This is a genomic window from Sporosarcina sp. P33, from assembly GCF_002077155.1.
Classification (GTDB): Bacteria; Bacillota; Bacilli; order Bacillales_A; family Planococcaceae; genus Sporosarcina.
Window position 1 is genome coordinate 604,143 of the sequence record NZ_CP015027.1, and the last position, 19,661, is coordinate 623,803.

22 protein-coding genes are annotated in these 19,661 nt (G+C 44.6%); 6 read left to right on the forward strand and 16 right to left on the reverse strand.

From position 1 onward, the window contains the following. Nucleotides 1–8 precede the first annotated feature (8 nt). Nucleotides 9–341, reverse strand: coding sequence for an ASCH domain-containing protein (locus tag SporoP33_RS02845; protein WP_081242350.1), 333 nt, complete (start codon nucleotides 339–341; stop codon nucleotides 9–11). A gap of 145 nt (nucleotides 342–486) precedes the next feature. Here SporoP33_RS02845 and SporoP33_RS02850 point away from each other — a divergent pair, with 145 nt between their 5' ends. Continuing rightward, complete coding sequence (locus SporoP33_RS02850) at nucleotides 487–825, forward strand: hypothetical protein (protein ID WP_081242351.1); 339 nt, start codon at nucleotides 487–489, stop codon at nucleotides 823–825. Between the two features lie 291 nt (nucleotides 826–1,116). Here the strand turns inward: SporoP33_RS02850 and SporoP33_RS02855 are convergent, their stop codons facing one another. Then, nucleotides 1,117–1,869 carry a FixH family protein gene (locus tag SporoP33_RS02855; RefSeq protein WP_081242352.1) on the reverse strand — a complete coding sequence of 251 codons (753 nt, stop codon included), beginning with the start codon at nucleotides 1,867–1,869 and terminating at the stop codon, nucleotides 1,117–1,119. Between the two features lie 156 nt (nucleotides 1,870–2,025). Between SporoP33_RS02855 and SporoP33_RS02860 the strand changes: the two genes are divergently transcribed. The 4 genes from SporoP33_RS02860 (at nucleotide 2,026) to SporoP33_RS02875 (ending at nucleotide 5,090) form a co-directional block, all read left to right on the forward strand. Further along, nucleotides 2,026–2,706, forward strand: a complete 681-nt coding sequence (locus SporoP33_RS02860) for a response regulator transcription factor (RefSeq protein ID WP_081242353.1) — start codon at nucleotides 2,026–2,028, stop codon at nucleotides 2,704–2,706. After that, nucleotides 2,699–4,099: a sensor histidine kinase gene (locus SporoP33_RS02865; RefSeq protein WP_081242354.1), complete on the forward strand. Its 1,401-nt coding sequence runs from the start codon at nucleotides 2,699–2,701 to the stop codon at nucleotides 4,097–4,099. Before SporoP33_RS02860 ends, SporoP33_RS02865 begins: the two co-directional genes overlap by 8 nt. Continuing rightward, nucleotides 4,099–4,662, forward strand: coding sequence for an SCO family protein (locus SporoP33_RS02870; RefSeq protein ID WP_081242355.1), 564 nt, complete (start codon nucleotides 4,099–4,101; stop codon nucleotides 4,660–4,662). The genes SporoP33_RS02865 and SporoP33_RS02870 overlap by 1 nt, the downstream gene beginning before the upstream one ends. Nucleotides 4,663–4,724: 62 nt before the next feature. Then, on the forward strand, nucleotides 4,725–5,090 hold the full coding sequence (locus SporoP33_RS02875; protein WP_081242356.1) for a hypothetical protein: 366 nt from the start codon (nucleotides 4,725–4,727) through the stop codon (nucleotides 5,088–5,090). A 14-nt stretch (nucleotides 5,091–5,104) separates the two neighbouring features. On the opposite strand, the gene rlmN is transcribed toward SporoP33_RS02875, so the two are convergent. The 11 genes from rlmN to hisZ form a co-directional block, all read right to left on the reverse strand. Next, on the reverse strand, nucleotides 5,105–6,181 hold the full coding sequence (gene rlmN / locus SporoP33_RS02880; RefSeq protein WP_081242357.1) for a dual-specificity RNA methyltransferase RlmN: 1,077 nt from the start codon (nucleotides 6,179–6,181) through the stop codon (nucleotides 5,105–5,107). A 79-nt stretch (nucleotides 6,182–6,260) separates the two neighbouring features. Then, nucleotides 6,261–6,443, reverse strand: coding sequence for a hypothetical protein (locus SporoP33_RS02885; protein ID WP_081242358.1), 183 nt, complete (start codon nucleotides 6,441–6,443; stop codon nucleotides 6,261–6,263). A gap of 97 nt (nucleotides 6,444–6,540) precedes the next feature. Beyond that, entirely contained in the window at nucleotides 6,541–7,893 is a 1,353-nt protein-coding gene (locus SporoP33_RS02890; RefSeq protein ID WP_081242359.1) for a cyclic 2,3-diphosphoglycerate synthase, read from the reverse strand. Between the two features lie 220 nt (nucleotides 7,894–8,113). Then, nucleotides 8,114–9,175, reverse strand: a complete 1,062-nt coding sequence (gene hisC / locus SporoP33_RS02895; RefSeq protein ID WP_081242360.1) for a histidinol-phosphate transaminase — start codon at nucleotides 9,173–9,175, stop codon at nucleotides 8,114–8,116. Beyond that, the gene (gene hisIE, locus SporoP33_RS02900; RefSeq protein WP_081242361.1) at nucleotides 9,168–9,818 is read right to left on the reverse strand and encodes a bifunctional phosphoribosyl-AMP cyclohydrolase/phosphoribosyl-ATP diphosphatase HisIE; all 651 of its coding nucleotides are present in this window, start codon (nucleotides 9,816–9,818) and stop codon (nucleotides 9,168–9,170) included. Before hisIE ends, hisC begins: the two co-directional genes overlap by 8 nt. Further along, on the reverse strand, nucleotides 9,811–10,503 hold the full coding sequence (hisF, locus tag SporoP33_RS02905) for an imidazole glycerol phosphate synthase subunit HisF (RefSeq protein ID WP_369821952.1): 693 nt from the start codon (nucleotides 10,501–10,503) through the stop codon (nucleotides 9,811–9,813). Before hisF ends, hisIE begins: the two co-directional genes overlap by 8 nt. A 57-nt stretch (nucleotides 10,504–10,560) precedes the next feature. Then, the gene (gene hisA, locus SporoP33_RS02910; protein ID WP_081242363.1) at nucleotides 10,561–11,286 is read right to left on the reverse strand and encodes a 1-(5-phosphoribosyl)-5-[(5-phosphoribosylamino)methylideneamino]imidazole-4-carboxamide isomerase; all 726 of its coding nucleotides are present in this window, start codon (nucleotides 11,284–11,286) and stop codon (nucleotides 10,561–10,563) included. A gap of 220 nt (nucleotides 11,287–11,506) precedes the next feature. Further along, nucleotides 11,507–12,091, reverse strand: coding sequence for an imidazoleglycerol-phosphate dehydratase HisB (hisB, locus tag SporoP33_RS02915; RefSeq protein WP_081242364.1), 585 nt, complete (start codon nucleotides 12,089–12,091; stop codon nucleotides 11,507–11,509). Then, a complete protein-coding gene (gene hisD / locus SporoP33_RS02920) occupies nucleotides 12,073–13,371 on the reverse strand; it encodes a histidinol dehydrogenase (protein WP_081242365.1) in 1,299 nt (432 codons plus the stop codon). Before hisD ends, hisB begins: the two co-directional genes overlap by 19 nt. Next, nucleotides 13,368–14,003 (reverse strand): ATP phosphoribosyltransferase, encoded by a 636-nt coding sequence (gene hisG, locus SporoP33_RS02925; RefSeq protein ID WP_081242366.1) that lies wholly within the window; start codon nucleotides 14,001–14,003, stop codon nucleotides 13,368–13,370. The genes hisD and hisG overlap by 4 nt, the downstream gene beginning before the upstream one ends. Then, a complete protein-coding gene (gene hisZ / locus SporoP33_RS02930; protein ID WP_081242367.1) occupies nucleotides 13,991–15,223 on the reverse strand; it encodes an ATP phosphoribosyltransferase regulatory subunit in 1,233 nt (410 codons plus the stop codon). Before hisZ ends, hisG begins: the two co-directional genes overlap by 13 nt. Before the next feature lie 152 nt (nucleotides 15,224–15,375). Between hisZ and SporoP33_RS02935 the strand changes: the two genes are divergently transcribed. Beyond that, nucleotides 15,376–16,170: a histidinol-phosphatase HisJ family protein gene (locus tag SporoP33_RS02935; RefSeq protein ID WP_081242368.1), complete on the forward strand. Its 795-nt coding sequence runs from the start codon at nucleotides 15,376–15,378 to the stop codon at nucleotides 16,168–16,170. Nucleotides 16,171–16,234: 64 nt separating this feature from the next. Here the strand turns inward: SporoP33_RS02935 and SporoP33_RS02940 are convergent, their stop codons facing one another. From SporoP33_RS02940 to gdhA, 3 genes are all read right to left on the reverse strand, one after another. Next, a complete protein-coding gene (locus tag SporoP33_RS02940; protein WP_099662770.1) occupies nucleotides 16,235–16,807 on the reverse strand; it encodes a YdcF family protein in 573 nt (190 codons plus the stop codon). Between the two features lie 98 nt (nucleotides 16,808–16,905). Continuing rightward, nucleotides 16,906–18,117 (reverse strand): argininosuccinate synthase, encoded by a 1,212-nt coding sequence (locus SporoP33_RS02945; RefSeq protein ID WP_081242369.1) that lies wholly within the window; start codon nucleotides 18,115–18,117, stop codon nucleotides 16,906–16,908. A 141-nt stretch (nucleotides 18,118–18,258) separates the two neighbouring features. Next, on the reverse strand, nucleotides 18,259–19,641 hold the full coding sequence (gene gdhA / locus SporoP33_RS02950; RefSeq protein ID WP_081242370.1) for an NADP-specific glutamate dehydrogenase: 1,383 nt from the start codon (nucleotides 19,639–19,641) through the stop codon (nucleotides 18,259–18,261). Nucleotides 19,642–19,661: the final 20 nt, after the last annotated feature.

Consider the following 19,661-nt stretch of genomic DNA (forward strand, 5'->3'; position numbering starts at 1 on the left):
CTATTACATCATTTCTGAATTGGGCTGTATTCGTGCACCCATACTTTCATTTTAGGCAGCCAAGGCATTTTATCATGGATAGACAGCATAGCCTGTTTATATTCCTCCACTGTGTCATGGCCTTCTGATTTCGCATCCTCATCTGTCAGTTCTCCGAGTGTCTGCTCATATAACTTTTCGATTCTAAACTCTTGTCCTTCTAAAATCATCGTCTCACCGGGATAAGCGTAGACGCCATTACGTCTTGTAGCCCATTTTTCACCGTTCAGTACTTTTTGTACGTCTTCAGGAATTGTCACCAGTCTTTCGATTGAGCAAGTCTTTTTTGGATAATTTGTCATGCTAACACTCCTCTGCCTATGTTAATCTTTCACCCCTACTAGTGTAACTCTTTTTCCCTGTGATATCGAGTTTTTACATTGAGTAAAGTGAGTGCGGGGCGGATTGAGCGGTTGGACGGGGGCTTTGAGCGGTTGCGGAGATGGTATGATCGGTTGGACACGTGCATTGAGCGCTGGCGGAGATGGTATGATCGGGTGGACATGTGCATTGAGCGGTTGCGGCGATGGTATGAGCGGTTGGACATGTGCATTGAGCGCTGGCGGAGATGGTATGATCGGTTGGACACGTGCATTGAGCGCTGGCGGAGATGGTATGATCGGTTGGACATGTGCATTGAGCGGTTGCGGCGATGGTATGAGCGGGTGGACATGTGCATTGAGCGGTTGCGGCGATGGTATGAGCGGGTGGACATGTGCACTGAGCGGTTGTGAAGGTGGTATGATCACTTGGACATGTGCATTGAGCGCTGGCGAAGATGTATGAGCGCTTGGACACGTGCATTGAGCGCTGGCGGAGATGTATGATCACTTGGACACGTGCATTGAGCGCTGGCGGAGATGTATGATCACTTGGACACGTGCATTGAGCGCTGGCGGAGATGTATGATCACTTGGACACGTGCATTGAGCGCTCACGAAGATGGTATGAGCGCTTAGCCATGTGCTTTGAGCGCTTCCCCCGCCTCATTGAGCGCCCGCCGCGAAAATAGAGAATACACATTGCAAAGCATAAAAAATCCCCTTGCTGCAAACGCGGCAAGGGGGTTAAATTACTTTATTTCACTTCCACCGTATATTCTTCATGTTCATGAATATCCTCGTTTTCCACATGGATAATTACTTGATAGCTGCCTGCTTTCGGAAATTGATATTTACCGGTATATTCGCCCGGCTTCGTTTCATCCGTGTCTACCCACTTCGTTTTTTTATCTGCATCGATTACTTCATAGCGGACTTGTGTATTTTCAAGTGCTGTGCCTTCAAGTTGAGCATGTGTCATCAGTTCCGTCTCAGCTGTTGCCGTTGCATCTTTAGGTTGCACGAAGTGAAGTGAGAGACCTTCTGCGCCATGGCTGTGCTCATTATGCTGACCTTCCTGGGCGCTTTCATGACCATCCGAATGTTGAGCGGATTCACCGATCTGAATTTGTTTTTCAGGCATGACATGCATATCGCGTGCCGTTACGTGTACTTGAACATGATACATTCCGTCTGTTTCAAACGTGGTCTCTGCCGAATAGATGCCTTCTTTGTCATTCGTCGTTTCCACATGAATACTGTCTTCTTTTTTGCCTTCTTCCCAGATTTCATACTCTACTTCTGATGCGTCTTCCACTTTTTCATCACCCTGGGTCACAAGCGTCGTCAGTGTCACCGGTTCATTGGCATTTGCCTGCTCCGGCACCGTCAGTTCCACTTCGATTGGTTCAGGCAATGCAGCCTCCGTCGGCACTTCTTCCTTTTGGCCGCATCCCGCAAGCGCGGTAATCATGGCCGTGCTCATTACTAACATTCCGAAACGTTTCATATTTTCATTCTCCTATCTGTTCGTTTAGCTGTTATGATTATAAGATATGATTGCGAAATTTCTATGAAGTTTCAACAACTTTTTGAAACTTCATGTGAATTTCACATCTTTTACGGAAAATTAACCTATAACGATTTAATGAAATGAGGAGTTCCCATGAGTTACCAATTACTAGTCATTGATGATGAACCGCAAATGCGGGATTTAATTCGCATGATTTTAGAAGATGCGGGATACAGTGTACTCGAAGCAAGCGATGGCATTCACGCATTATCCTTCATCAAACAGCATGATGTGGATTTATGTATCGTGGATGTGATGATGCCTTACATGGATGGATTCACGTTCGCCGAGGAATTGAAGCGCTCTTCTTCCATTCCATTGATATTCCTTTCTGCGAGGGGTGAGGAATGGGATAAAGTGCAAGGTTTGAAACTGGGCGGAGACGATTACATCGTGAAACCGTTCTTGCCGCGTGAACTGGTTGCCCGCATTGAAGCTGTATTGCGCAGAACGTATCGCCGTAATCCAGACCCGCTGATCATGCAGGCAGGCCCTTTGACAATCAATGAAGATTCCTACACAGCACATCTGGACGGAAAACCCCTTAATTTAACATTGAAAGAATTCGGCCTGCTGCTATTGCTTGTCAAACATAAAGGGCGTGCGTATTCCCGTGAGCAATTACTTGAATTAATTTGGGGGGACGATCATCAAAGCAGTGAGCGGACAATTGATACACATATTAAAACACTGCGCTTAAAACTTGGCGATGCCGGCGAAATGATTGAGACGGTATGGGGGATCGGCTATAAATTAGAGGATCCCGATGAATAATCTCAATTTAAGCAAAAAAATGATGATTGTCTTTCTCGGAAGCATCACCTGTACGATTTTATTTTCATTTTTTTTCATTCATTATTTATATACCGATTTGTACAAAGAACAAATCAAGGAATCGATCATGTATCAGGGCAGCAGAACGGCAGCGCATTATCATTACGGCGAACTCAGTGATTCCATTATAGAAAAAATTCAATGGTATAACATTGTTTCGGAATATGAAATTATCGTAGTCGACCGTCTTGATGATTTAACGTCTTACTTCCCCTATCAGCTGGATTACCAATCACTGATCAATGACAGCGACGAGAAATCATTGGAAATGGGACAGCCCGTCATGAAGGAAGGTTTTGTTGAAGAGCTGAACCGAGAAATCTTCGGCGGAATTTTCCCGATCAAAGGGGAAAACGGGCTGATTGGCTTTATTTATATTTATGTTCCGCTTGCTGCCATCCAAGATGTGTTTCATGACAGTCTGCCGCTTATGCTGCTTGTAGGCAGTGCATTTTTTCTCATCCTGTTTTACATTTTGCAGCGTGTCTGGCGCTCACTGTTTGAGCCGCTGCAGACATTGCAGACATATTCAGAAGAAGTGTCTAAAGGCGATTATTCTAACCGGCTCAATACAGACCGGACGGATGAAATCGGCAAGCTTTCAGCCGCATTTGATTCGATGAGCCGTTCTCTGGAAGAACAGGATCAGCGCAAGAAAGATTTCACTTCTAATATTGTCCACGAGCTGCGGACGCCTTTAACGTATATTAGCGGCTATGCACAACTTTCACGCGACAAGATCGATGCATCACCTGAAGAGGTAAAACAATATTTATCGACGATCGAAAAAGAAACAGAACGCTTAAAAAAGCTCATTCATGACTTAGTCGAATTAAATCACCTGGAACAGGATCTGTATACATTAGAGCATGAGCCAATTGCCATTGCCCAGCTGCTGCTCGATACACTGGAGTTATTTACAGTCCGGCTGCGTGATAAAGGGATTCAGTTACAGACCGCGATTGATGAAGAGTGTATTGTAGAAGGTGATCCGAAACGGCTGCAGCAGGTATTTTATAATACGATTGATAATGCGGCGAAGTACGCGGAGCACTCGATTTCTATTGATCTGACAGCCACTAAATCAGGCGTGCAATATCGGATTACAAATGACGGAATTACAATCGAAGACGAAGATGTAGAACGGATCGGGGAACGGTTTTTCCGTACAGATAAAGCACGGAACAGGACGACGGGCGGGACAGGACTCGGGTTATCGATCGTGAAAGAAATCGTTCGCCTGCATAAAGGGTCGTTCACGATTTCTAATAAAATGAATGAAACAACGGTCACCATCGAATTGGCGGAGCAAAATCAAAGGAGTGAAAGCTGATGAAACGACTGGTCCCTTTTATGCTGCTGCTCACCTTGCTGATCGGCGGCTGCAGTGAGCCTCTGGAACGCGGAAAACATGTCCGTGAATTCTCTTTCACCGATCAGGACGGAAAGCCATTCCATTCAGAGTCACTCAACGGCACACCATGGATTGCAGATTTCATTTTCACAAACTGCACTACTATTTGTTCCACACTGACAAGTGAAATGGCGGATGTGCAGAAGGACTTGAAAGACCGCGGCATTGACGTGAATTTCGTTTCCTTTTCAGTAGATCCTGAGAATGACACACCGAGAGCACTGAAAGACTATATTGCTAATTTCACAGAGGATGAATCTAACTGGCACTTGCTCACCGGCTACTCGCAGCAGGAAATCGAAGCGTTTGCGCGTGAAGAGTTTCAGTCGTTTGTTTTGAAGCATGAATCTTCCACACAAGTAGTCCATGGCACAAATTTTTATTTATTGGATGGTGAGGGCTATATTATCAAGGAATATAACTTCTCAAACGAGTCATTTAAAGAGGAGTTGGCAGCTGATTTGAAGCGGCTGAAACATTGATCGGGTTGCGTGACGAATTTCGCTGATTCCGCTATACTATGTAATGAAAGCAGGTGTACGTGTTGGATTCTCGTTATTGGAAAGTCGGTTTTTTTGCGTCATTGATTTCATTCGTGCTGCTCATTTTGGGCGTTCGCACGATCTTGGGACATGACCTGGTCGTCAATAACTACTTAACATTTGCCGTATTCGGCCTGATTGTCGGCATAGTAAGTTCGCTCTTGCTCTTTTATCAGCTGCCGATCGCATTTAAGATGTTTATGGTGACACTCGTTTTGGCATTTGCAGAAATGTTCCGCAGCTTCCTCATGATGGATAATGAATTCTCTGAAGCAATTGGTATATTATCATTGTTTATCATTTCGTCATTTGGACTGGCCATTTCCGTAATTGTTCAATTTATCGTTAAATTGTTGCGCAAAAAGTAACAACCGGTTGGAGATTATTCTCCGACCGGTTGTTTTTTTGCTGTTTTAATTTGCTTGCTGCGTAACTGACCGCATGCTGCATCAATATCCGTTCCATTCTCCAGGCGCACGCCGCAATTGATCCCCTTGCGTTTAAGTGCCTCATAAAACGATTTGATTGCCTGCGGTTCACTGCGCTGATACTGTCCATGCTCATCAACAGGGTTATATGGAATCAGATTCACATACGAGAGATGGCGTTTATCTGCCAGCAGCCGGCCAAGTTCTTCCGCTTCTTTGACATGGTCATTGACATCGCGCAATAAAATATATTCAAACGTAATTCGGCGGTTAGTCTTTTCCAAGTAGTAATTAATGGAATCCATCAGCTTTTCAATCGGGAATGCCTTGTTGATCTTCATGATAGATGAACGCAATTCATTATTCGGCGCGTGTAATGATACCGCCAGATTGATCTGGATATTTTCATCCGCGAATTCCTTAATCTTTTCTGTCAAACCGCTTGTTGAAACAGTGATATGACGTGCACCGATTGACAGGCCTTTTTGATCGTTAACGATATGAAGGAAGTTCATCAGATTTGTATAGTTATCGAACGGTTCACCGATCCCCATTACGACGATGTGGCTGACACGCTCCTCTTCACCTTTACCATCCAGATGCTCTTGCACTTTCATGATTTGCCCCACGATTTCTCCTGCATCCAAGTCGCGATTTTTGCGCAGCAGCCCGCTTGCGCAGAAACTGCAGCCGATATTACAGCCGACTTGTGTTGTCACACAGACAGAGTAACCATACGGAAATTTCATCAGGACCGTTTCAATCAAATTGCCGTCGGTCATTTTAAAAAGAAATTTCACTGTGCCGTCTTGCGATACTTGCTTCACTGTTTGTTCCAGCGTTTGGATGGAGAAGTTCTCATCCAATAAGTTGCGCGTCTCTTGACTGATGTTTTTCATCTCATCAAATGACAGTACGCGTTTTTTGTAAAGCCAGTCCCACACTTGTGCAGCGCGGAACTTCTGTTGTCCGTTTTCTATAAAGAAGTTTGTCAATTGTTCGATTGTCAAACCGTATATGGATTTCTTCATGTAGTTTCCAGCCTCTTTTCAAAATTGCAATCTTGTAATTATACTACAAGATGCTGCAAAATGGAACAACTGATACGTTTTATGATTGTTCATTTCTGACGTTTTTGTCAGTTCTGAGTTTTAAGAAAAACGCCAGAAGGTTCAATGCTGCCAGGACAGCGAAAAAAATTCCCATTCCCGTATGTCCCGCAGCGATGCGGTCATAGGCAAAATACGCCATGACAAGACCGATGACAAGATCGATGATTTTTGAATTAAACAAGATGCTTCCCCCTTACTGATTCTCTCCACAGTATAGCAGAAAAATGCACCTGCAGCGGAAGTTTCATCCGGACAGGTGCATAGTTATAATGATTTATTTACACATTTGTTGCAGAAAGATTATGCTTTTCGATAAAATCAGCAAGAACCGTTTCAAGATTCGGACTGCCTACTTCTTTCAGATCATAATACACACGTGTGCATGGCTTATTAATAGTAATGACACGTGATAAATCCATCGGCGTTCCGATGATCACTGCATCTACATCCGCTGCATTAATCGTAGCTTCGAGATCTTTCAGCTGCTGGTCGCCGTATCCCATTGCCGGCAAGATATTTTCGATATGCTGATACTTATCGAACGTTGTGATCAGGCTGCCTACTGCATATGGACGCGGGTCAACGATTTCAGCTGCACCAAGACGCTGTGCTGCAATCACACCTGCACCCAGTTTCATCTCTCCGTGCGTCAGCGTCGGGCCGTCTTCTACTATCAAGACGCGCTTTCCTTTGATGATTTCAGGATTGTCCACTGTGATTTTAGATTCTGCCTTAATGATCGTGCTGTCCGGCGCTGCGAATTTAATATTGTTTTCGACAGTCTCGATTGCTTCCTCTGATGCGCTGTCGATTTTATTAATAATCGATACATCTGTCGTACGCAGGCAAACTTCGCCCGGATAATATTTCAATTCATGGCCAGGACGGTGCGGGTCAAGAACTGTGATCGCCAAGTCCGGCTCATAGAATGAAAAGTCATTGTTTCCGCCATCCCAAAGGATTACGTCACAGCCGTCCGGGTCATTTTCAGCGGCGTCAAGGATATCCTGATAATCAACGCCCGCATAAATAATGTTTCCGCGGTCCACGTGCGGCTCGTATTCTTCCATTTCTTCAATGGTGCACTTATGCTTCTTGAAATCTTCCACTGTTGCATAACGTTGAACACGCTGCTCAGCCAAGTTGCCATATGGCATTGGGTGACGGATTGCCACTACCTTCAAGTCATGCTCCAGTAATGTTTCAATAATTTTACGTGAAGTCTGGCTCTTCCCTGTACCTGTTCTGACTGCACAAACAGAAATAACCGGCTTGTTGCTCTTGATCATCGTTGCTTTTGAACCAAGCAGTGTGAAGTTTGCACCCGCTGAGTTGACAATTGCACCAATTCCCATAACTTTGTCATAGCTTAGGTCACTGTATGAGAATACACATTCATCAACTTTCAGTTCTTTAATTAATTCAGGAAGCTGATCCTGGGAATAAATCGGAATCCCTTCAGGATATAGTTCGCCGGCTAATTCAGCCGGATATTTACGTCCGTCGATGTCTGGAATCTGTGTCGCTGTAAACGCTACTACATTGTACTCTTCCTTATTACGGTAGTATGTATTGAAATTGTGAAAGTCTCTGCCTGCTGCACCAATGATGATTATATTTTTTGTTTTCATAAATTTATCTCTCCAATCGAGCTTCTTTTTATTATTATAAGACAGAATGTATAAAAATACAATAGAAAAGTTTTAAAATACATCAATTCGTATACATATACACCAGGGAACACTGTCAAACATTGACGTAAAGGCCGTTATATCAGCGGTTTAGGACGCTTTATACATCTTTATACAAATAAAAAACCATTCACGCATGAATGGTTTTTTATCGATTTATTCATCTATTCAATTGTGTAAGCACTGAATACAGTGTATTCATCTGCTCATCGGTGCCGATAGATATTCGTAAATAGTCACGAATACCTTCCTGGTCAAAGTGGCGGACTAAGATCCCGCGGCTTTTCAGTTTTTCATATAATGCTTTCGCATCCTTGTGCAAAGGCTTCGCAAAGACGAAGTTCGCATCGGAAGGCAATACGTCAAACCCTATTTCTCGCAGAGTTTGCACAGCTGATTCACGCGTGCGAATGACTTTATTCGTACTTTCTGTAAAATACGCATGGTCTTCAAACGCTGCCGTCGCGCCTGCCATAGCGAGGCGGTCGACTGTATAGGAGTTAAATGAATCTTTGATGCGTGTCAAACCAGCAATCAATTCAGGCTGCCCAAGTGCAAATCCGACTCGCAATCCTGCAAGCGCGCGCGATTTCGATGTCGTCTGAATGACCAGCAAGTTATCGTAGCGTCCAATCAGCTTCATCGCAGACGGGCCGGCAAAATCGATATAGGCTTCATCGATAATGACGATTTGATCAGGATTCTGCTGAAGAATTTCTTCGATTACATCCAGTTTTGCATATATACTTGTCGGTGCATTTGGATTCGGTAAAATGACCCCGCCCGGCGAATGGAAGAATTTCTTCTTTGGAAGAGTGAAATCTTCATTCAGCGGCACTTTGTCAAAAGGTATATTGAATAACTTGGCATAAACCGGATAGAAGCTGTAACTGATTGCAGGGAATTTAATCGTTTTACCCGGCTCGAAAAATGCCATAAAAGAAAAGGCTAATACTTCGTCAGAGCCGTTCCCTACGAATACGTTCTCTTTTGTCAGACCGTATGTTTCTGCAATAGCGTGACGAAGCGGATCCGCTGTCGGCGACGGATAGCGCTGCAATGTATTCCCGTTTACTGCTGTTTGTATCGCCTCGAGCACTTTCGGGCTTGGAGGATACGGGCTTTCATTCGTATTCAATTTGATGATGTCCGGCTGATTCAATTGCTCTCCGGGAACATAAGGTTCTGTACGGCGTGCAACTGTGCTCAGAAATCTACTCATTTCGCGGCACTTCCTTTTTCGGGCGTCTTTCGCGCAGCACTTGCTGAACATCTTTCAGATCAACGTCCAAAATATTCATCAATACGAGTGTGTGATAGACAAGGTCAGCGATTTCATTGGATACTTCTTCTTTGTCCGCATTTTTTGCGCCGATTACGACTTCCGTAGATTCCTCTCCAACTTTCTTCAACACTTTGTCAATGCCTTCGTTGAATAAGTATGTGGTGTATGAACCGTCGACCGGATTCGCTTTGCGGTCTGCAATTTCATCAATGACTTCATAAACTACTTCGCGCAAGGATTCTTCTTTTTCCACAGCCGTTGTAAAGAAGCATGTTTTTTCACCCGTGTGACAAGCCGGCCCCTTTGGAGTGACCTGGATTAGTAATGTATCCTGATCACAGTCCACGGAAATACGCTGTACTTGCTGCGTGTTTCCCGAAGTCGCGCCTTTATTCCACAGCTCCTGTCGTGAGCGGCTGTAAAACCACGTTTCATTTGTTTCTATTGTTTTTTCGATAGACTCTTCGTTCATGTAAGCAAGCATTAGGACTTCCCCAGTGCGGTCGTCTTGCACGACTGCAGGAATAAGACCTTTATCGTCGAACTTCAGTGCCTTGATGTCTAGTGTCATTTTAGTCATTCCTAACTGAGATATTTTCTTCTGACAAGTAGTTTTTCAACTCGCGAATATTGATTTCATTGAAGTGGAACACAGACGCTGCCAGTGCCGCATCTGCTTTTCCTTCTGTCAGTACAGCTTTAAAGTGTTCAGGCTTCCCGGCACCGCCGCTCGCGATGATTGGAATATTGACTGCTTCCGCCATCGCACGGTTCAGTTCCAGATTGTATCCGTCTTTTACGCCGTCTTCGTCGATACTGTTCACGACGAGTTCGCCAGCGCCCAGATTTTCCATTTTCTTTGCCCATTCGATTGCATCGATGCCTGTCTCTTCCATACCGCCTTTTGCAAATACAGACCATGTGCCTTCACCTGTTTGACGGACATCCATAGAAAGCATAACACGTTCAGAGCCATACTTATCAGCTACTTCTTTAATCAGTTGCGGATTCGTCAGTGCCGCACTGTTAATGGAAACTTTATTGCCGCCGAGCTCGAATAATTTGTCGACATCTTCCAGTGTACGGATTCCGCCGCCTACGATAAATGGCACTGGAACTTCTTTTGCAATCTCTTCAATTAAATCCAGAAACATGCCGCGGTTTTTCGTCGATGCAGAGATATCATAGAATACGAGTTCATCCGCACCATCGGCTACATATTTTTTTGCCAAAGTCAGGGGATCTGCCACTTCCTGCACGTCCAAAAATTTCTTTCCTTTTACGACTTTACGGTTGTCAACGTCCAAACACGGAATAATTTTTTAGTTACTGACATGACTGTCGTCCCCCAATAATTTTTTTAAGGATAATTTGCCTTCATAAAGCGCTTTTCCAATAATGGCACCATACAAATTGTCTGCCGCTAATTTCTCAATGTCTTCTTCTGTCGATACACCGCCTGATGCGATAATATCGATGGAAGATGCTTCATTCATTATGTTCAGTTCTTCAAAATTTGGACCTTGCAGCATGCCGTCTTTCATAATGTCTGTATAGACGACTGTTTTGACGCCGATTTTCGCCAGGTCCTGCAGCAGATCCACTGCTTTCACATCGCTTGTTTCCGTCCAGCCGTCTGTTGCAACTAACCCATTACGCGCATCAATGGACACAGCAATCTGATCGCCGTATTTTTTCACAGCCTCTTTCAGGAATTCAGGATTCTGAATGGCTGCTGTACCGATGATGACGCGCGCGACGCCGCTTGCGATATGCGAGTCGACAATTTCCATGCTGCGGATTCCGCCGCCTACTTGTACAGGTATGCTGACTGCTTTAGCAATGGCTTCGATTGCTTTTTTGTTGGCAGAATCGCCTGTTTTGGCACCGTCCAGATCTACGACGTGTATGTACTCGGCGCCTTGGCTCTGCCATTCTTGTGCCATGTCTGTCGGTGAGTCGTTATAGATAATTTCCTGTGCGTAGTCACCTTGGATGAGGCGTACGCATTTGCCGCCTCTAATATCGATTGCTGGGAATAAAATCATCAACTAGTCCTCCTAATAAATGAAGTGTGCATTGAGCTTGCTTTGGAGCCGTTGATCTGCGTTCCAGGCGGACGCGTTCGGGAGGGCCCGCCAGGCCGCTGACGCTTCCTTTGGTTGTCTCACTTGTCGGGCTGACCCTCCCCGAGTCGCCTTGCACTCCGATCAACTAATGTACTGTCATAGAATCAAAATCTTATAGAACACAAGATTGTAAGCTTTTTTACAAAGTTCCTTTAGTAGAAGGAACGCCTTTTATGTCCGGATTGACGGTGCTCGCGTCGCGCAGTGCGCGTCCGAAACTTTTGAATACGGATTCGATGATGTGGTGCGTGTTTTTTCCGTAGTTCAAGTTGATGTGTAATGTGATTTTTGCGTTGCTGGTGAAGGCCAGGAAGAATTCTTCTACCAGTTCAGTGTCGAATTCGCCTACTTTGTCTTTCATTCCATCCACATTGAATACTAGGAAGGAGCGGCCGCTGATGTCAATAGAGGCGGTTGACAGTGCTTCGTCCATTGGTGTAGAGACGAGAGCAAAACGTTCGATTCCTTCTTTATTGCCGATGCATTGGCTGAAAGCTTGTCCAAGGACAATGCCGATGTCTTCTACTGAGTGGTGCTGGTCGACTTCGAGATCGCCGTCGCATGTTACTGACAGGTCAAAGCGTCCGTGTTTTGCAAAAGCCGTCAGCATATGATCGAAGAACCCGATGCCTGTGTTAATATCTGTCTTGCCTGTTCCATCCAATGAAAAATCCATTTCAATCGATGTTTCACCTGTTTTACGTGTTAGTTGCTGTCTGCGCATGAATATCCTTCCTTTCGTACCTTGATGGAGTTGGCATGCCCTGTTAATTGCTCGGATTCTGCAAGAGTGATGACATCGTCCGCCACCTCTGCCAACGCGCCCTCGGAATAATAGATGATGCTCGACTTCTTCATGAAGTCATACACGCCCAATGGAGATGAGAATGCCGCAGTTCCGCTCGTTGGCAATGTATGATTCGGTCCTGCCATATAGTCACCCAATGCTTCAGGTGAGTGCTGGCCGAGGAAGATTGCACCGGCATTGCGTATCGCTGCCAGGTGTTCCATCGGATTGTCGATCATCAGCTCCAAATGTTCGGGTGCCAGACGATTCACGACATCAAATGCATCCTCCAATGTATCAACAATAATGACGCGGCCAAATTGCCTGATCGATTGTTCTGCGATTTCTTTACGATCCAGTTCTGCTAATTGACGCTCTATTTCACTTGATAGTTTCTCTGCAAAATCCTCACTTGTCGTAATACACACTGCCGCTGCCCGTTCATCATGCTCTGCCTGCGACAATAAGTCTGCCGCTGCATAAACTGCGTTCGTATTGGCGTCCGCTACGACACAAATTTCACTGGGTCCCGCAATCATATCAATTGCCACGTCACCAAACACCCATTTTTTGGCGCGTGCGACATAAGCATTTCCCGGGCCTGTGATTTTCACGACCTTTTCAATCGATTCCGTTCCATATGCAAGTGCCGCTACTGCTTGTGCACCGCCTACTTTAAAAATACGGCCGACGCCGGCTTCTTTTGCTGCAACCAGGACGTGCGGATTAATCTTGCCGTCACGCTGGGGCGGAGTCACCATGGAAATTCTGCCAACTCCTGCAATGGCGGCTGGCAATGCATTCATCAGGACAGTGGATGGATAAGCTGCTTTTCCGCCCGGCACGTAAATGCCCACACTGTCGATTGGAGTAACTTTTTGGCCAAGCATAATTCCGTCATTTTGATTCAGAAACCAAGATTGCTCTTTTTGTGCTTCGTGATACGCAGTGATGCGCTGCTTCGCCGAACGCAATGCGCGGCGGAAATCTTCTGTCACGGTTTGTTCCGCTTCGGCAATTTCCTCTTCCGTGACGATCAGGCTTTCCAGTTTTACGCCGTCAAAACGTTCAGTGAAATCAAAAACGGCTTTGTCTCCCTCTGAACGCACCCTGTCAATAATGGACAGAACATTTCGGTCGAATTCAAGGTCCGTCTGACTGGAATCATCACGATTACGAAGTTCTTCAATGAATTCTGCCCCGTACATTTTCTTCATGAGCGCACCTCCAGTCCTTCCTTCATATCTTTGATGAATTGTTGGATACTATCTGTTTTCGTCGCGTAACTTGCTTTATTCACAATCAGGCGCGCACTGATATCTGCCATCTCCTGCAGCACAACCAGACCATTCTCTTTTAAGGTAGTTCCCGTTTCCACGATGTCGACAATAACGTCCGACATGCCGATTAATGGCGCAAGTTCGATGGAGCCGTTCAGCTTAATAACTTCTGTACGTATTCCCTTTTTGTCGAAATACTCTTTTGCCACTAACGGATATTTCGATGCAACGGTTAAAAACGGAATATTGTCAACCTGTGTATCAGGGAAACCTGCTACAGCCAGTTTACATCGTCCAATCCCCAAGTCCAGCAGTTCATATACATCGCGGGGGTCTTCCATCATGACATCTTTGCCTACAATCCCGACATCAGCTGCACCTTTTTCCACATACACCGGCACATCCACCGCTTTGACAAATATAAGTTTTATTTTCTGCTCATCATCATAAATAACGAGTTTCCGGCTTTCATCGGTGAATTCGGAAAACCGTACGTCCGATTTCTCTAGGAACTTCATCGCACGTTCCGCTGTCCGTCCCTTTGCCATTGCGACTGTTAAATAATCCATTCAGGCACCCCTTTCTTGCTTGCGATAAAATCGAGCAGTTGTTTGAAGTCGATGAACTCCTTCTCTTCTTCCTGATCCGCTAATTTATTTTGCTGCTCGGTCAGCCGGATTGTATACAGGCTGTCTTCTGCAGGCACAGGCTCATTCATAGGCTTCGATATCACACGGTAGTCACGTTCTCTTAGCTCATTTGTTATATCGATTGCATATTTAATGCGGCTCTCTTCATACAAGACGGTTATGTCCATACTATAACGTTCTTTCAGTTCTTTATTGGACGAGGCTTTCACTAATGACTCGATTTCACAAGCGAAGCCGATCGCCGGAAGTGCCTTGCCGAACTCTTCGCTAAGCGCATCGTAACGGCCGCCCATCAGTACCGGTTTCCCGAAATTCTCTACATATCCTTGGAAAATGATGCCCGAATAATAGCCCATATGGTTAATCAATCCAAGATCGATGACAATATGCTTTTTCAAGCCGTACAGCTCCACAATATTGCATGTTTGCTGCAAATAATCGATCGCCTGCTGTGCAGATTCACTGACGTGTAAGTTTTTCAGCCTGTCAAAAACGGCTTCGGGTGCTCCATATAATAGCGGCAGCTGCTCCAGCACTTCTTTGATATCTGAAGCGATCGGAAGCCGCTGCAAAAACGGTCCGATCTCTACCACATTCTTTGCTTGAATTAATGTTTTCAGTTCTGCTGTCTGTTCAGCTGTCATGTCCGAATCCGCAATTAATTCATTGAAGAATCCCGCATAGCCGATTTCAATTTTTACATCCGTGAAACCGACGTCGCGCAACGAGTGGCACGCCAGCATAATCGTTTCAGCATCTGCTGCGGGCGTACTCTTGCAATAGTACTCGACTCCTGCCTGCGTCTTGCCGATCCGTTCATTTTCCTGGAATGTCTGTCGGAAAACTTCCTGAACGTAATAATACCGCATTTCTTCCGGAAGGCTGTCGTGCATTTGAACAAGCTGCTGTGTCAGCGGGATTGTCACATCTGGACGTAATACGAGCACTTCCCCCGTATAATCAATTACTTTAATCATTTCATTTTGATTGATGGATGTACGGACATTGGAATACAAATCGTATTGCTCAAACGCTGATGTTTTGATGCGCTTATAGCCATATGTAGTGAAACGTTTGCTCAATGTGCCGATGATTTTTTCATGTTTCTCGTGTTCATTGCCTAGAATTTCAGAGTACAAGAATTTTCGACCGCCTTCCGTCTAATTAATACTTCACTGCTTTACCACGCTAAAGTTAATTACTACTATAAAGATTTTTGAGGTGCTTGTCAACTTTCAGCTGCACGCATCATCTGCTACAATATGTACTATAGAAAAGGAGACATGAGATTATGTTTGATTATCATATGCACAGTGCATTTTCGGCAGATTGCGAAGTACCGATGGAAGAGATGGCCAAAGCTTCGATTGCCAAAGGACTCAGTGAAATTTGCTTTACCGATCATATTGATTATGAATATCCCGACGAAACTATTCACTTCGATTTTGACAAACTGGAATACGCAAAAAAAATACGGCAGTTGAATGAACAATTCAACGGTCAATTGACCATTAAAAAAGGTGTCGAAATTGGACTGCAGCCTGATTTACTTCATCTCTACGAAGAATTAATGGACGAGCACAGCTTTGATTTTGTTATCTGCTCGCTGCATACAGTAGAAAATAAATCGCTTCATTACCGCGAACTGTTCGAAGACCGCTCCACGGAAGCTGCTTTTGAAACGTATTATAAGGAGCTGCTGTATTGTGTCCAGCACTATAAGCGGTACAATGTATTGGGACATACGGACTTGATCAAACGCTACACCGATCAGCCGCCAGCCAATCTATTTCATGATTATTTAGAAAAGATCTTCAATACCATTATACCAGAAGGCAAAGGGATTGAACTCAATACTTCAGGCACACGTTACGGGCTGCCGCATAACATGCCAAGTGAAGATATTTTGCGCCTCTATAAGCAATGCGGCGGCGAAATCATTACGCTCGGTTCTGATGCACATAAAACTGCTGATATTGCGTATGAATTTAAAGAATCACTGGAGCTGTTTCAGTCCATCGGCTTCAATTATCTGGCTACTTTCACAGAAGGCGAACCAGAATTCCATAAAATCTCTGCTTTATAAAGCTAATAGAAAAGTGACGGTTATTTCTTCGGCGTTCCGTCACTTTTTTGTATGAGCATATTTTCTATTTTTTGAACAGCCACGTTTTCAACAAAGCGAGGCGTTCCCTGACTACCACTTTTGCTTTCACCGATTCAGGTGTTTTGGCCGCAATGACATCAGATTCCCATCCAAGCTGCCGCGCAAGAAATCTTGCTCTCGCCAAATGGTAGTCACTGCTGATAATCGTCACGCCGGACACTTCAGGAATGAGCTTCTGACTGAACTGCAGATTTTCATAAGTGGAAACGGACTGATCTTCCAGCAATAATCGGTCCTTCGCAATACCGTTCTCTGTCAGATAGCGGTGCATTGCTTCAGCTTCGCTAATTTCTTCATCTTTCCCCTGTCCTCCGGAGAGTACTAATTTCACATGAGGATATCGCGTTGCATAATCCAAAGCACTTTCCAGCCGATACCGCAATGAAAGCGATGGCGTTTCTCCATTTACTTTGGCGCCAAGAATGACCGCATATTCATACGATCCATCTGCTTTCATTTGTTGTGCCTGCTTTATCCATTCTCCCGGCATCATCCAAAACAACCCCATTCCCGCTGCAGTGAATATCAGCAGTGCGATCATCCATCTTCTTTTCATTCGTTCTCCTTTCTTCTATACTTATCCAAGATAAAGAATAGCAAAGAGTTTCAAAAAGAGCAGCGAAGCTTTTGGCCGCGCTGCTCTTTTCTATTTTCTTAGGATTGTTTGATAAGTTGTTTTTTATTAACCATGCTGTGAACTTCAGTCGGCAATCCCCATAGTTTGATGAAGCCGACTGCCGCGGCCTGATCGAACTCGTCATCCGATGTGTATGTTGCAAGTTTTTCATCATATAATGAATTCGGTGATTTTCTTCCTTCAACCAGCGCATGGCCTTTAAACAGCTTTATGCGCACTGTGCCAGTAACGTACTGCTGCGTTTCTTTGATGAACGCTTCCAGTGCATTGCGGAGCGGCGAGAACCATAATCCGTTATAGATTAATTCCCCTAGCTTTTGCGAAATGATTGGTTTAAAGTGCGCTAATTCTTTTACGAGCGTCAAATCTTCCAGCTCTTTATGGGCTTTCAGTAATGTGATAGCCCCTGGCGCTTCATACACTTCACGCGATTTAATACCGACGAGACGATTTTCCACATGATCAATACGTCCAACGCCATGTTTGCCTGCGATTTCATTCAGCTTCGTAATCAATTCACTGAGCAAATACTTCTCTCCGTCAATCGTAACAGGGACACCTTGCTCGAAACCGATCTCAATGATATCAGCGGTATCCGGCGCATTTTCAATAGATACAGTTAAACCAAATGCATCTTCCGGCGGTGTAGCCCAAGGATCTTCCAGAATTCCGCATTCATTGGCACGTCCCCATAAATTTTGATCCACTGAGTATGGATTGTCCAGATCAATTGGGATAGGAATATTATGCTGCTGTGCATAATGAATTTCTTCCTCACGTGACCAGCTCCATGAACGGACAGGCGCTATAACTTCCAATGAAGGGTCAAGTGATTTAATCGCCACTTCAAAACGGACTTGGTCATTTCCTTTTCCTGTGCAGCCATGTGCAACAGCCGTTGCGTGCTCTTTATGTGCGATCTCGACTAACTTCTTAGAGATAAGCGGACGCGATAACGCAGAAACGAGCGGGTATTTATTTTCATAATACGTTTGAGCCTGCAAAGAAAGAAGGACGAAATCCTGTGCGAATTCTTCTCGAGCATCAATAACATAGCTGCTGACCGCGCCAACCGTGAGCGCTTTTTCCTTGATGAATTCGAGATCTTTACCTTCTCCGACATCCAGGCAAACCGCTACTACGTTATATCCTTGCTCCGTTAACCATTGAATCGCAACTGATGTGTCTAAACCGCCTGAATAGGCTAAAACAACTTTTTTCTTTTCCATGGGTACGTCCCCTTTCACGCAAGCGTGTGTATGTTTATTCAAGTTGATGTATTTTTATAATACCACATTTTATGTAAAAAACAATAGAAAAGAATAAAAAAAACAGACACATGATAATAAAATGTGTCTGTTTTTCTTCAATTATCTAATGCCGTGTGCAACCATTGCGTCAGCTACACGAAGGAAGCCCGCCACATTGGCGCCCATGACTAAATTGCCTGGCTTGCCGTAATCATTTGCTGCATTCTTGCAGTCTCTGTAAATATTCTGCATGACTTCTTTCAGGTGCATATCTACTTGCTCTTCTGACCACGACAGTCGCTGGCTGTTTTGAGACATTTCCATCGCTGAAACAGCAACACCGCCCGCATTGGCAGCTTTTGCAGGAGCAAATAATACATTGTGCTCTTGGAATATTTCAATGGCTTCAATTGTACAAGGCATATTCGCACCTTCCCCAACCGCTTTAACTCCATTAGCGATCAGCATATGCGCTGCAATTTCATCAATTTCATTTTGTGTCGCACATGGAAGTGCAATATCACAAGGGATTGACCAAATTGCTGTGCAATCCGCATGGTATTCTGCTTCTAAATGCTCTTTTGTATATTCCCAAATCCGTTTATTGCCGACTTCTTTCAGTTCTTTCACCAGATCCAGATCAATGCCGTTTTTATCATAAATATAACCGTCAGAATCACTGCACGCAACGACCTTTGCACCAAGCTGCATAGCTTTTTCCATTGCATACGTCGAAACATTTCCTGAACCTGACACGACAACTGTCTGGCCTTCAAATGAAAGTCCGTTTTCTTTCAGCATCTCATCCACGAAATACACCGTACCATAGCCCGTCGCTTCTTTCCGGCCCAAGCTGCCGCCGTGATCCGGATTCTTTCCTGTAAGGATACCGGCCTCATAGCCGCCTTTAATACGATTATACTGGCCAAATAAATAGCCGATTTCACGTTTGCCCACACCGATATCTCCTGCCGGCACGTCAATATCCGGACCGATATGTCTGCTCAGTTCCGTCATGAAGCTTTGTGTAAAACGCATGATTTCACGATCTGACTTTCCTTTTGGATCGAAGTCCGAGCCGCCTTTACCTGCGCCTATCGGCTGTCCGGTTAAGGCATTTTTGAATATTTGCTCGAAAGCCAGGAATTTCATAATACTGTTATTGACGGATGGGTGAAAACGCAATCCGCCTTTATAAGGTCCAAGATCGCTGTTGAATTGAACGCGGAAACCTCTATTGACGTGAACTTTCCCTTTATCATCTTCCCAAGCTACGCGGAATGAAATGATTCGTTCAGGTTCTGTAATGCGCTCAAGAATACCGTTTGACATAAATTCGGGATGCTTGGCAAAGACCGGACGAAGGGAATCGAATATTTCTCTTGTTGCCTGTAAAAATTCCTTTTCATCTGGATTTCTTTTCTTTACCAGTTCATATACTTCATGAACGTAATCATTTGCTCGTTTACGATTGTTATAATCTACTTCACCAATCTTTGTCATCTGCAATCATCCCTTTCCAA